The 13,450-nt window shown below is 64.1% G+C and carries 12 protein-coding genes; 7 read left to right on the top strand and 5 right to left on the bottom strand.

The features are described from left to right. Positions 1-70 precede the first annotated feature (70 nt). Genes IGS55_RS12870 through IGS55_RS12855 form a run of 4 tightly spaced genes read left to right on the top strand, consistent with a single transcriptional unit; the run spans position 71 to position 3,187 of the window. Positions 71-328 carry a hypothetical protein gene (locus tag IGS55_RS12870; RefSeq protein WP_230517430.1) on the top strand — a complete coding sequence of 86 codons (258 nt, stop codon included), beginning with the start codon at positions 71-73 and terminating at the stop codon, positions 326-328. A gap of 2 nt (positions 329-330) precedes the next feature. After that, positions 331-1,248: a PoNe immunity protein domain-containing protein gene (locus tag IGS55_RS12865; protein WP_230517429.1), complete on the top strand. Its 918-nt coding sequence runs from the start codon at positions 331-333 to the stop codon at positions 1,246-1,248. Positions 1,249-1,250: 2 nt separating this feature from the next. Further along, positions 1,251-2,072, top strand: coding sequence for a PoNe immunity protein domain-containing protein (locus IGS55_RS12860; RefSeq protein ID WP_230517428.1), 822 nt, complete (start codon positions 1,251-1,253; stop codon positions 2,070-2,072). Between the two features lie 11 nt (positions 2,073-2,083). Beyond that, the gene (locus IGS55_RS12855; RefSeq protein WP_230517427.1) at positions 2,084-3,187 is read left to right on the top strand and encodes a hypothetical protein; all 1,104 of its coding nucleotides are present in this window, start codon (positions 2,084-2,086) and stop codon (positions 3,185-3,187) included. A gap of 20 nt (positions 3,188-3,207) precedes the next feature. Here the strand turns inward: IGS55_RS12855 and IGS55_RS12850 are convergent, their stop codons facing one another. Genes IGS55_RS12850 through IGS55_RS12830 form a run of 5 tightly spaced genes read right to left on the bottom strand, consistent with a single transcriptional unit; the run spans position 3,208 to position 10,604 of the window. Then, complete coding sequence (locus IGS55_RS12850; RefSeq protein WP_230517426.1) at positions 3,208-5,352, bottom strand: T6SS phospholipase effector Tle1-like catalytic domain-containing protein; 2,145 nt, start codon at positions 5,350-5,352, stop codon at positions 3,208-3,210. Next, the gene (locus tag IGS55_RS12845) at positions 5,349-6,056 is read right to left on the bottom strand and encodes a DUF3304 domain-containing protein (protein WP_230517425.1); all 708 of its coding nucleotides are present in this window, start codon (positions 6,054-6,056) and stop codon (positions 5,349-5,351) included. Before IGS55_RS12845 ends, IGS55_RS12850 begins: the two co-directional genes overlap by 4 nt. Before the next feature lie 47 nt (positions 6,057-6,103). Then, positions 6,104-6,919, bottom strand: coding sequence for a DUF4123 domain-containing protein (locus IGS55_RS12840; RefSeq protein ID WP_230517424.1), 816 nt, complete (start codon positions 6,917-6,919; stop codon positions 6,104-6,106). 2 nt (positions 6,920-6,921) lie between these two features. After that, positions 6,922-9,816, bottom strand: a complete 2,895-nt coding sequence (locus IGS55_RS12835) for a type VI secretion system Vgr family protein (RefSeq protein ID WP_230537212.1) — start codon at positions 9,814-9,816, stop codon at positions 6,922-6,924. Further along, a complete protein-coding gene (locus IGS55_RS12830; protein WP_230518813.1) occupies positions 9,813-10,604 on the bottom strand; it encodes a hypothetical protein in 792 nt (263 codons plus the stop codon). Before IGS55_RS12830 ends, IGS55_RS12835 begins: the two co-directional genes overlap by 4 nt. Positions 10,605-10,822: 218 nt before the next feature. On the opposite strand from IGS55_RS12830, the gene IGS55_RS12825 reads away from it, so the two are divergent. The 3 genes from IGS55_RS12825 to IGS55_RS12815 are packed head-to-tail and all read left to right on the top strand — an operon-like array spanning position 10,823 to position 13,414. After that, a complete protein-coding gene (locus IGS55_RS12825) occupies positions 10,823-11,665 on the top strand; it encodes a M15 family metallopeptidase (RefSeq protein WP_230518812.1) in 843 nt (280 codons plus the stop codon). 11 nt (positions 11,666-11,676) lie between these two features. Continuing rightward, positions 11,677-11,946, top strand: a complete 270-nt coding sequence (locus IGS55_RS12820) for a PAAR domain-containing protein (protein ID WP_058047875.1) — start codon at positions 11,677-11,679, stop codon at positions 11,944-11,946. 31 nt (positions 11,947-11,977) lie between these two features. Next, entirely contained in the window at positions 11,978-13,414 is a 1,437-nt protein-coding gene (locus tag IGS55_RS12815; protein WP_230518811.1) for a hypothetical protein, read from the top strand. Positions 13,415-13,450 lie beyond the last annotated feature (36 nt).

The raw sequence follows: 13,450 nt of genomic DNA, 5'->3' as shown, positions 1-13,450 counted from the left end.
ATTTTTCCATCTCGCACAGCCAGCGACTGTCCCAGCGCCGAGCCTTTGGAATTGTGCGCCTACGTCGGCGATGCCTGCCCGCAAGCCGCTCAACAAACTGCTCAGGCCAATCCTCGACGACCACATGGCGCTGCTGGGCTTTGGCCAGTGGGACGGCGTCCCCAACGAACGCTTCAATGACGCCGACTCGCTGCGCTGGATGCGGCGCTTCGACGCCGACAGCGACTGGCCCAGCGCCGGGTTGCGTCAGCGCCCCGATGACGTCGGCCAGGATGTCGCTGCGCCAGCGGAGAAGCCATTGAAAAATAATAGATCTAAGGGAAAATAACAATGGAACTTCTGCCATTTGACCAGCGCCGCCGCCAGCAATTCCTTTACGAGGATCTATATACGAAGACAAGAAAAAATCAACTCGCGATAATAGATGTTGAACTCGAAAATAAAAGAATAACCAACTCAATGCAGGGAAAAGCTTCCGTTCATCATTTTTTGTATTTAGAAGAATTCTGGATCTGGATGCTCGACTATACCGCTGGCGAGCCAATTGATGCACTAGCGCCGCGCATTGCAGACATCGTGGATAAATTTGAAGAGTGGAATAAGGTCGATCAACTCTATCAGCAGGAAGCGGCGCTCGATTTTCCAGAAGATGGGCCATATGAATACGAGGGTGCGCCGCAGTTTTCCACCCTTTCCGACTATGAGGACACACTACAACTGCTCAGCATCGCCATCCTGCTGCGCGATCAGCGTTCGGTGCGACGCATCATCCACGTACTGCGCAGCCACCGTGGCCGCGATGGGCTGTTCGAGCAATTGATAGGCGCCTATGTTGAGGACAGTCAAGACCTGGACACCTGCATTATCAGCAAACCCTATAACACCCTGCTGCAAGTATTCTATGAAGAAGACGACAACGCTGCCTTAGCCCTGCTCCAAAAATACCTGAAACAGTGGTATCCGGCCATGAAAAATCATCCACGCTGGTACGATGAGCATCTCAACATCCACGAGGAAGGCTATGCCGCGTATTACGGCTACTGGGCCTTCGAAGCGGGGGCGGCCGTCTTTATACTCGACCTGGACGACAGCCAGATCGACCATCTGGTCTACCCCAAAGAACTGGTCGATTATGCACGACAGTTATGGAATGAAGGCCGCCACACCAGCCTGGCTGCGGAACCGCCGAAGCATAACGGGCGTGTCGAAGCGGGACATTCCTCTGCCGACACCGGTCTGCGGGAGTAACGATGCAGACTCTGGACGAACACACTTTTTTGGCCAGGCGCAGGGAACCACTGCTGTCCTACGCGATTTACCTTGAAAGCAAAGACAGCCAGGACGAGTGCTTCGACATGGTGGAGGCAGGCTTGCAACAGCCTGCCGAAGTACTGCAAAATATCCCGCCAGAAAACTTCATGACGGCCACGCGCCAGCGGGCATGGGATGGCATCGACCAGCTCGCCCTGGCCTACAGCGCAGGCCATACGACAGCCGAGCTGCGCGCGCTGTATCCCACGATACTGGAATACTGGGAAGAGTATGCCAGGTATGACAGGGCTTTTGACGTGCAGGCCAGCGCGGCGGAACAGGGATTTCCCCACTTCGCCCTGCCCGGTGTCGCGTACGAACAAGTGAACCGGATGATCTGCCTTGGCATTCCCCTGGGTTGGGGCAGTTTGCTGCCCCGCCTGGCACCTGTCATCGATTTCAACAACCATGAAAAAGATGGACTGGTCGAACGCCTGCTGGCAGTTTCCATCGATGGCAGGGAGACCGCCTGGCCAACATGCACGCGCCACCTGCCCTATTTCAAGACACTCAAGATATTTGCGGCAGAAAAACAAGCGCGTCCGGCATTGATGCTGGACTACCTGGAAAAATGGTATGACGCCAGCCGCCGCGAACCCTACTATGGCAGCCACGAGCGCGAGACGTCATTTTCAGGCTACTGGTCATGGGAAGCGGCAGCCATCACCTGCCTGCTCGATATCGACGACAGCTGCTATCGCGATGCCGCATTCTATCCCGCCGACCTGGCGGCATTCCACCGTCAGTCACTCTCTATATGATTGGAGCCAGCATGCGCAGCAAACCCGCCGTGATCGCAGCCTGCCTCATCTTCGCCACGCCCGCGCTGTCGCTCGCCGCCGACACGCCTTTCCCCGGCATTTATTCCGTCATCGATCCCGTCACGGGCATGACACAGGATGTGCTGAAGATCGAACCCTTCATCGATGGCGAATTCAACGTCTTTCCCCGATTCGCGGGCGAACGGGCATGGGCCAGCGTGCTCTCCGCCAAGGTCATAGGCGCCGGGGACCGCTACCTGGCGGAACCATTATTCCCTCAGGACAGCAAGGTGCGCGCCCTGGCGATCGCAGACATCGGCTACCTGTACCGCACACCCGGTGACAGCTACTCGCGCGATGGCCGCTCGGATACGGGCTACCTAAGCCATATCTTTACCATCGGCATCAAGTCCATGCAGCGCCGGCCGCTGCTGGCAGGCCATGCGGAACGAAGCGAGCGCGGCCAGCATGACTACCAGCCCGGGGCCGGTGAAGCAAAGATAGCGGTCAGCACCTTGAACTACAGCGCCCGCCCCATCCAGGTCGGCGTCAGCGATGCCGGCAATCCGGCCAACGCCGTCGATACCGACCCCCTGAACCCTTATATGAGCAGCGCCGCCAATTGCTGCTTCTACCTGCCAGCCACCCCGCACAAGCCGGGACGGCTCAACATCGAATACCGCTGGCTGCCGGACGGCAAGCCGGAAACGCGCACGCTGCCGCTGCCGGCCGGCACTGCCACCGAGGAACTGCTGGTCATCGTGCAAGCCGATGGCCAGCTGGCGCTGGAATTTCGCGCCCCGCACGCATCGTTGTCGATGACGGAGGATGGCGGTGTGAATGCCGGCAATGGCCGGCAGTATCCGGCCCTTCCCGCCGCCGCGCGCAAGGCCGTGCTGGCTGCGGAACTGGCGCGTCAAAAAAATTCGCTACAAGACATCAGCAAAAAACTGGAGAAACTTCCCGCGGCGACACCGTTGCAGCTCACGCAGCGGGTGGCAGAACAGGTCGCAGCGCGACAGACTGCCGTGACCTATCTGGAAGCGTTTTCCGCATGCAAAGCGACGGTGCGCGAGTGCGACAAGCAAGCCAGAGCGGCGGCAGGCAGGCAATGATGGCCGGGGGCCGGACGCCGTCAGGCAACGGCCTCTTCCGTCGGCTGGCGATTGCTCGATATCAGCACGCTGTCGTAGCCGCTGTACACCTTGCGGTAGCGCAAATACCCCGCCTTGCCGGACAGGCCGTAGCTGGACCAGCTTGAATCGAACGGTTCGCGCCCTTCCGTCTTCATGCGCGGGATCTTGCCCGTGCGTTCGAACTCCTCCGCCGCCTTGCGCTGCGCATCGTCGAGGCCATCTTTTACCGGCGTAAATTGTTGCAGACCGGTAGTCGACTTCATGCCATAGGCACGCGCCATCATCTTTTGCCGCTCTTCGTGGTCTTTTGCTTCGCGAATATTGAACTGTTGCACCCTTTTCCGCTTCGCATTCATGGCTTTCAACTTTTCGATCAGGTCCCCTTCATTGTCTGGATTTCCCGGAATCAGCTTGAACCACGCACGCGAATCGTGCACATAATTATCAAAGAAATTGAGCGTCTCCGCACCAAGCGGCGGCGCGCTGGTCCACCACGTCGCGATCTCTTCCCATTCATTGTCGTGGTCATTGTCAAAGCCAGGTTCCTGTGCCTGCGGCTTGAAACCCTTGCCTTTCTCTGCCATCCATTTTTCTAACACCTGGATTTCCTGCTCAAATTCCAGGTTGGCGCTGTGCAAATCATTCTTGTCAAAATTGGAAGCGCGGCCGAAGCTGGCCGTCGATTCCAGCGGTGTTTTGCCGGTGGCCCGCCGTGATCTATGCCACAAAATATGATTCTTGCCCTGTTCACGCATGATGGCCGTCAAGGTGCCCGTCTTGACCTTGCACGTGGCCAGATAGGCGTTCAATGCCGTGATCGTTTCCGGCGCAACCTTGAAGCGCTCCTTGGCAACGTCATTGGCAAATTCCAGCTTCAGGGGCACTCCTGCCAGCCTGGCCGCCCGGTACATATAGATCAGCGGTATGCGCGACAGCATGTCGCCCCCCATCCTGTCCAGTCCACGGCCCTGTTCGCCAGGCATATAGCCGCAGCCGAGATCGGAGTGCACGCCAGGGACGACCACCTCATCGCAATTGGGCGGCAGCACCTGTTTGACGGAGATCGAGTCGAGCGGAAAGCTGCGCCGCAATTCATGCGCGGCGACAAGATGCAAGCACGGTATGCCCTGGGGAATACGCAGGCTGTCATCGGTATCGGCCCAGCCGCCATGACCATCGAACATCTTGCCCATCAGGCTGTTACCCAGGGTATTGCCCAGTCCGACGGACGCTACAGTATCGAACAAGCCGAGGAAGTTGAATGCCACCTCGAAACCGCCGAGTGTCATCACGCCCTCTTTCTTGCACATGCGGGCATCGAGCGTGCACATCGACATGAGCCAGTTGAGAAAAGCCCGCGCCTGCGTGGCGCCGCGCGAAAAACCAAAAATGGAAATGAAGATTTTCTTTACCGTTGCCGGGTCTTTTTGCCTGGCATTGCCGTATTTATCCGGCATGTGCACGGCGATTGCCGCATGCAGGCGCTTGAGGATTTTTTCAAATTCAAGACGCGTCTTTTCATTTTGCTCGTCATTCGGCATTTCCGCTTCAAAGCGGCGGCGCGGCTGCATCAGCCGCCGCCGTGCCCTGTCGAGCACGATTCTATTCAGGATCGACCTTGTTTCGTCGGGCGATAGCAAAGGCTTTTTCAGAAAATAGCGGTGTATATTATTAATTGCCTGCAGCAGCGCCCACAGGATACGGCCTTCGCCGCCATAACCGGCAGCGGCGCCCCGCGTCAGCTGCAAGCCGGCGCCGCTATCGCCGATCTGCTCGAACGGCGACGCCACGCCAGGGATATACACCTTGAAGAAATGCGAATACGCCGCTTTTTCGTGTGCCCAATCGGTAACAGCGGGCAGCACTGTCGGCGTGCTCAGGCCGGGAAAACAGTCATATAACCGGGCGACATTCGAGTGATTCTTCGTGGCGTCGGCCTGAATATAGTTATTTTTTGTGCCGTCAAAGAAAAATCCAAAAAACAGGTTGGTCTTGCAGGTTGCGCAGGGAGGGCTGGCGGCAGACTTCTCGATCTCTTCCGCTGTCTTGCGTATTTTTCTCGCATCAATGTCTGAAAAAAAGGTATCGAAATCGGCAGCCTTGGAAAACTCCGCCGGGACGGGCTCGATCAGTCTGAAACTCATGGACGTTCCTTTTTTAACTGTTCCAATTTGCTTCGGCTGCCCGCCAGCAAACGGGCATAGTCCGCGCGCAAATACGTGTGAAAGCGCGCATCGTCAGGTCCCGTATAGTCGCTGAACGCCTTCGGGTCCGATTTGCGCTCGGATGCCCACACTTCCCTGGCATGCTCGGACGGTGCCAGCCGCATCTGCTCAAGCAGCTTTTCCCACAATTTCACGCCGCCCTCTTCATGCCGAATGTAGACATCCGATTTCTCTCGCCGATATTCCAGCGACGGCACCGGCCACCCCTTGATTTTCCCCGGCCAGCTAGCATGGTCGGGCTGGTAATCGCTGGTAACGATGCTCAGCTTCCCATCGGCGTCGCGCAGCACCCACAGCTCGCCCGGCTTGCCATCGGCATACGCGGGTACGTCGAGCAACTGCGTCTGCTGCACGTCCGGCAAGCTGCCATCGGCCTTCCTGGGCAGCCAGTGGGTGGCGTCGACCCGCACCTGGATGCCCGAGCGCCAGCGCCGGGGCAGGTCATAGCAGCAGACGGTGCCGCCGGCGGCATACGGGTCGATCAGCTCGCCGCCGCCCCTGTTCGCCTCGTTCTTTGGATCAACGATGACGTAACTGAAGACCTCGCCGCTGTAATTGACGCCGTGTATGCTGACGGGCACGTTTTTGTCGGCACAGGCGCTCAGCATGGGCAGCAACAGCATACCCAGTGCCAACGCGCGCAAGCCCCTGCTGGCCGATGCTCGAGCGCTCACCATGCTTGCCCCGCTGCTTGCAGGCTGGTTTGTTGCCGCGGCACGGCATCGGGCAATGGGCCACGCCGCAGCCAGCGCTCACACCAGTCGGCCTTGTCATAGGTATCGAGCGGCTCGCCCGCGATGGCGGCCAACGCTTGCGCCACCAGCAGGTAGGCGCCATGGCGGTCCTGGCTGTGGTCATGGCCGCGCTCGTAGAGCACTGCGAGTATTTCATCGGTTTCACTGTCACTGACCAGGCTGGCAAACTGCTGTTCGCTCAGCACCACCGGGCGTTCGGCATACGCGCTGTCCTGCCGCAGCACGGGCAATTGCCGCCAATGGCCATCGCGGGCGATGTACGACCAGCTGACGGCAGGTCCCGCCAGTTGCGCCTGCTGCTCCCCTGTCAGCGCGGCATGGATGGCGGGCAGCCGGCGCGTATCGGGAAAACGGAAATTGAAGCGCTGTCCATCGGCCTCGATGATGCACCAGGCGGCCAGGCGCGCGGCCAGTTCCGACTGGCTTTCCCGCGTGGCGATGGCGCTCAGCATGGGCCAGCCGCTGCAACGCGCCAGCCAGGGCGCCTCAGGGGCGGCGGAGAAAACGGCAGCATAGTCCAGCAGCAGCGGCGACACATCGCGCGTGGCGTCGGTGCACCCGGGCAACGCCTCGAACAGCAGCGAAGGCGACAACGCTGCCAGCTTGCGGTGCAGTCCCGGCAGGAATACGCCGTCGAGCAAGAGATACAGCCGCGCCTGCCCCTGCGTGGCCTCGCGCGCCAAAGTGTCAAGATGTGCCTGCCAGCCGTCGGCATAAGGGGCGATCAGCATCATTATCCTGCCATGGTAAAGGCGGAGCCGGCCATCAATGACTTCTTCAGGCACTCCACGCATATGCTGCTGGGCAAACCGGGCATCGCATACGCCATGCTTTCCGGACCAATAAAACTCTTCTTGCCGGCATGCACCGTGATCTTGCCCGGACACTGCACGGTGATGTTGCCGCCCTCGATGGTGATATTCGCCCCGCCCGCCGTCGACAGGCGGATGCTTTTCGCCGCCGCCCAGTCGATGTGCGCGGCGGCGCTGACGATGTTGACCTCCTCGCGCGCCTGCACGTTGAGCACGTCGGCCTGCGCCTCGAACTCGATCGCCTGTTTCGCGGCGATCAACTGCAGGCCGGTATTGTTCTCGCCCGCCTTGACGACACCGGCCAGCGCGCCGATGGCCTGCCCGCTGTGCACGCGCAGCTGGCCGCCGCCGACGAACTGGGTGTCCTGGCCGCTCATCAGGGAGGCTGTTTCGCCATTCGCCAGCTGGATATCCTGGCCCGCCAGCACGCCCAGGCCGGCGCGGGCGGCGATGGCGATGATGGCGTCGCTGCTGTGCGGCAGCTTGTCGTCGCCGGGACTGGTCGGCTTGCCCGCCGCGTCGCGCCGGGCGGCCGCCGTACTGTCCCGGCTCAGCATGCCGGAGGCGCTGGTGAGGAACGCCGGCAAGGGCGCCGCCTTTTCGTCCAGCACGCTGGCATTCGCCTTGGCCGCGCCCAGGTGGCTGGCATACGCGACCGTCTTGTGCGTGACGGCGGCGGCGCTGAAGGTTGCGCCCAGCTTGGCCGCCTGCTTGAGCAAGACCATGCCCGGCGCATTGTCGCCGGCCGGATCGCGCGCCTGCGCGTCGTGGTTGACGAGGTAGCTGGAAATCAATAGCCCGGCCCCGGCCCGCACGGCGCCGTAATCGTCGGTGCGCAGCTCCGCGCCCATGCCGCGCAGGCTGCCCCGGTAATTGTCGGCCGCATGGATCAGGTGGCCAAGATTGAGCGCGCTGGCCGCATGGCTGCTCTTGAGCTCGATGCGTCCCTGCTGGTCCGTATCATCGAACAGCAGCTGGTTGTAGCCGGCGGCGCCGAATTCCTTGCTGCGGATGCCCCATTGCGCCGCGCCGTTGCGGTGGCCGGCGCTGCCACCGGCCGCGCCATGCCAGAGCGGGCTGTTGCCGCCGGCCACATTGCCCTGCGCCGAGGGCGCATGGTCGCGCGCCGGCGCGAATACGCTGGCGTCCGCGGGCTTGTCCGTGACGCCGCCCGGCGTGGGCGCGACGCCGCCCTCGCCCTGCCCGTTGTACAGGGCGCCGACGATGAGGGGCCGGTCGATGTCGTTTTCGAGGAATTGCACCAGCACTTCCTGGCCGATGCGCGGCAGGAACTGGCTGCCCATGCCGCCGCCGGCCGCGCGCTGCGCCACGCGTACCCAGCACGTGGCGCTGCCCTCCTGCTGCCAGTGGAAACGGATGCGCACCCGGCCCAGCCTGTCGCAATGGAGCTCGCTGCCGCCGCCGGCGCTGGCGCTGCCGTCGGCACCGACGACGATGGCGCTCTGGCTGCCGCGGGCCGTCGGCTTCGGGTGGTGGCGCAGGTCGCCGCCGTCCTGCAGCGGCCGCCATGGCGTGTCGGCCGCGGTGGCGTCAACATGGTTCGCATAGCCGCTCTCGACAGCCTGCGCGATCATCTGGTCGAGAGGCGACACGCCCATCGACGGCGAGGCCAGGCCGGCGAACGCTGTTTGCAAGGTTTCCTGCAACAGTTCCGGGATCGGGCCGAACAGTTCAGCCAGGCCCTGCCTGGCGGGCGCTGGCAAATTATTCACGCCCACGCTGCACACGCGCAGCACGACCAGCGCCGGCGCCTCGGCGCCGTCCTGCTGCAACGGTCCCTGCGTCAAGGTAAAGCGGGTGCCGGCACGCAAGGTGCGCACGGTTGAACGGGCCTGCCAGCGTTCGCCGCGCGCTTCGATGGCCTGCATCTGCAGCAAGGCATAGCGTTCGGCCTGGGCCGCATCGGCATAGAAATACTGGCCTGGCGTGTCGTAGCTTTCCAGCGCGGGCGCGTTCTTGCCGCCCGGCGCCAGCCGCGTCGGCACGCTGGCGCTGACGGCTTTCTTGGCCTTGTAGTCGTAGCTGAGCACGGTCGCCACCGCCGTGCGCAAGGCGCGTGCCCGGCCAAGCGCCTGGATGGAGTCGGCCTGTTCCATGGCCCGCGCGCCATGAAATCGGATGCCGCCGCCTTGCGCGCTGCTGGCGTCCTCCGGCACCGCGCTCAAGGCGCTGCTGTCGGCGAACAGTACCAGGCAATGGCCGCCATCGTGTTCTTCGAAACGCCAGGCCAGGCCTTCTTCGCTCAGCAGTCGCGTGACGAAGGCCAGGTCCGACTCGCGGTACTGGCAGCAATAGCTGCGCGGCTGCGCCTCGGCCATGAACGGCCCCGTGTCGCCGCTCCAGCGCCAGTCGGCTTGCGGCGCGTAGGCCTGGAACACGCTGTCGACGATCTCGATCACGCTCTTGTCTTGCCAGACACGGCTGTTACGTACCTGGCTCAGCAACCATAGCCACGGCGTCAGGCGCAGCCGGAAACGGGCCAGCCCGCCGTCGCTGCCGAGCATCGCCGCTTCGCTGATATAGCCGCTGAAGACGGCGCGGCTGCCGTCGGCCAAGCTGGCGTGCAGCGCGGCCGGCTTGCCCAGCAGCGGCGCCAGCGCCACGTTGGCATCTGTCGACAGCACGATGACGTCGCGCACGCCCACGGCCTGCAACTGCTCGTCGGCGGCAAACGCTTCCACCAGCCACTGTGCCGTTCCGCCCTCGCCGCCGTCCAGCGACAGCTCATACAAGCGCGTCACGCTGCTGAAACCAGCCAGCGAGGCGTTGACCTGATCGGCGCTGGCGGCACTCATTTGCCGCCTTTCGCGGCAGCTTGCCCGGCCTTGCATTGCGCGTCGTCGTCATGGCCCTGGCAGGCGCGCGCGCGGCACGCCACGGCGGCGTCGCGCTTGAGCGCAGCGCATTGCCGCAACTGGGCCCGCAGGCCCGCAGCGGTTTTCTTCGGCGCCGGCGCGGCCTGCGCATGGGCCAGCAGGGCCGACAGCAAGGCGATATCGCTGTCTTCCGCGCGGCGGGCCGGCGTTGCCGCAGGGTTTTTCGCCGGCGTTTTTTGGGCTGCGGGGCGAGCCGCCCTGGCCACCTGTTTCGCCGCAGCGGCCGGTGGCGATGGCGTTTCCAGCGCCTTGCTCAGCACATCGCCGGGGTGCGCGGCACTCGCGTTCCCGGCAGCGGCAGTGGCGGCCGCGCCGGCATCGAGCATGTCGCTCAGGCTCTGCTGCGGTACGGCGGCGCCGGACGGCGCCTCGTCATGGATGCTGGCGACGGCCGGCGGCGCTTCCACGATGGCGGGCGCGGCGGTGGCGACGGGCAGGGCAATCGGCGCCGCCGGCCCATCGTCGTCTCCAACCCGTTCTCCGCGCTGCCCCAGCCAGACGCCAGCGGCCAGTAACAGCAGCAGCGCGGCCCCCGCTCCCATGCCCTTGCGCAGGGACAGCCTGCCACGCCTGCTCCCGGCGGACGAGCCGGTATTGCCACCCTCGAGCGTGGTCAGGATGCGGTTACGGTCGGCCTCCGCCTGCTGCGCCTGCGTCAACAGGCTGGGCCGGGCCGGGAGCCGGGGGCTATCGTCATGAGTTCGCAAAATGTGCGCTCCTGTAATATTTGCAAGACTTTACGCTATTCAACAAAATCATGACGCGTGCCATAAAATCAACAGTGCGCACCCCCCGCACAATTGAAAAACGCCCGCCTTAATTATCAGTTTTGTAAGATATACTTCCAGGCAATATCCATCGCTTCCCTGTTTTCGCCCGATGGACAGCACCGTTCCGCAGCCAAACATTTTTGATTGAGGTTAGCGTGTTCCTACTCGCGGTAGCGCTGTATTTCATCCTGGCATGCCTGATCAGCTGGCTGGTCCTGTTCCCTGCCGGGCGCGATTTCGTGCTGCACGCCGTCGATGGCGCGGAGCAGCGCCTCGCCGCCTGCCTGCAGCGCGTGGCCAGGCGCCGGCAGACGGGCATGGCCAGCCTGGGACAGCGCATCGCCACGCTGCTGGCCCGCACCGCCGACCTGCTGCGCCGTCATTACCTGCTGTGTCTCGCGGGCGTGGCCGCGATCAGCCTGCCGACCCTGCTGGCCCTGATGGCCGACAGCAAATCCATGCTGGGCGCCTACGATGTATCGACGCGTGAAATGAATACGCAGGTGGCCAGCCTGCTGCAGGGCGAACAGCTGGTGCCCCCCGTCGACCTGCCGCCGCTGGTGTTTGCCACGGAAGAAGTGCGCCAGGAGCGCCCGCTGCTGGTATCGGCCAGCCGCAACTGGACCTTGCTGAATGTGGAATACGCGCAGCGCCTGCTGCTGGTCTTCAAGATCATGAAGGAAAAACATGGCTACGAGATGGCGCTGCTGGAAGGCTACCGCAGCCCCGAGCGGCAAACCATGTTGGCGGGCATGGGGCCCAACGTCAGCAACGCGGCCGCCTTTCAAAGCTGGCACCAGTACGGCCTGGCGGCCGACTGCGCCTTCCTGCGCAATGGCAAGCTGATCATTTCCGAGAAGGACCCGTGGGCCATGCGCGGCTACCAGCTGTATGGCGAAGTGGCCGAATCGGTCGGCATGACCTGGGGCGGACGCTGGAAAATGATGGATTTCGGGCATACCGAGCTGCGCCTGCCCGGCATAATGAAAAAACACTGAGAGGAGCGCATATGGCCGGTCCCGTAATCAGATTAGGCGACAAGACATCGCATGGCGGCACCGTGCTGGAAGCATCGGCGGTGAGCGACAGCGGCGGCATCGGCATGGCCCGGGTCGGCGACAAGGTAGCGTGTCCCCTGCCCGGCCATGGCGTCTGCCCCATCGTCAGCGGCGACCCCAGCCTCATCGTCGATGGCAAGCCCGTGGCGCGCCACGGCGACAAAACCAGCTGCGGCGCGCTGCTGATCGCCAGCCAGCAAGCCACCACCGACCAGGCATGACGGCCCTGCCCGTATGCGGAGTAGCCCGCTGATGCGCCCCTGGCTGCGGCGCTGCCTGCTGACCGTGTCCGTCTTTGCGCTATGCTGGACGGGCGCCATCGCGTATTGGCGCGACAGCACGCGCATGCCTGCACCGGGCGAGCTGGCCGGCGCCATGCTGGCGCTGCCGCTGGCCCTGCTGTTGATGCTGTGGCTGGGTAAAAAGCTGCCGGCCAGGCTGCTGGCCGGGCCCGCGCTGGCCGCGGCGCCGGGTCTTGCCGCCCCGCTCCAGGCCGAGGCGGCGGCCCCGCCCGCGAAACCGGCGCCGCTGCATATCGTGGCCGCCACCCTGCGCATGCCGGGCGGCGCCACGCCGGCGCAATTGCTGGCCGCCATGCGCTCCCGGCAAGCCCGCCCCGCGCTCGACGGGCAGCTCCTCGATGAGGACGGCTATCCGCTGCTGTGCGGCAGGGTGGACGGCATCGACGAAGAGGCGCAGCAGCCACTGCTGGCCGCCTGGCTGGGTGAACATCCGCAGGCAGGCCTGGCCAGCGAACCGTTCCCCTTCAACCCGGAAGACCTGCGCGCGCTGGCCCTGGGCGCCCAGGTGCTGGCCGAACTGCTGGACGAAGCCCTGCAGCATGCGCTGTCGGCAGGCGCACCGGCCTCGCTGGCCAGCGCGCTGCCCATGCTGCGGCTGCACCTGCTGATGCCAGCCTCGTGGAGCGCCGCCCAGCGCCAGGCCGGCGACGCCTGGCTGCGCCACCTGGCGCGCGAGCAGGGCTGGCCGGCGCAGAAATTGCTGCCGGCCGCCGAGCCAGCCACGGGGCAGCCGGCGCCGTTTGCACTGTTGAATGCGCTTACCGGAGACGCGCCACCGCAGCCGCCCTGCCTGTCCATCGTGCTGGCCTGCGACTCCTGCATAGGCGAGCTGCGCGTGCATGCGCTGGCAAGCCAGGGCCAGCTGTTCAGCGCCGCTCAGGCGAACGGACAGATCCCCGGCGAAGGCGCGGCCGGCCTGCTGCTGGCCGGCCCTGGCGCAACGGCGCCGCTGGACGAGCCGGCGCCAGTGCTGCTGCACCGCGCCGCCACGGGCGAACTGCCGCAAGGCGCCAGCCGGCGCGGCGAAGCGGACAAGAACCTGCTGGCGGACCTGGGCCGGCAGGCGCTGGCCGCGGCAGGCGACGATGCGGCGGCCGGCATCGCGCTGGTCAGCGCCGATACCGACCAGCGCGCCCCCCGCATGCTCGAACTGATGCAATGCGCCGGCGCCCTCTTGCCCCAGCTGGACCTGGGCGAACAGGTGCTGGGCGTCGGCGCCGCATGCGGCCAGTGCGGCGCCGTCACGACACTGGCCGCATTGGCCATGGCGCGGCAAGCGGCGGCCGACGACGGCGCGCAAGTCTTATGTCTCAGCAACCTCGATCCACTCCAGCGCGGCGCACTCGTTATTGGTCCGCCCGCGCAAAGCAGTCACAGCTCCACCTGATACGGCGACGTCCCCTCCACGCACATTAACGGTTTG

Origin of the sequence: Janthinobacterium sp. EB271-G4-3-2 (genome assembly GCF_020858035.1) — a bacterium.
Classification (GTDB): domain Bacteria; phylum Pseudomonadota; class Gammaproteobacteria; order Burkholderiales; family Burkholderiaceae_D; genus Janthinobacterium; species Janthinobacterium aestuarii.
Note: the sequence above shows the minus strand (reverse complement) of the source record. Positions and strands in the feature narration are given on the sequence as shown.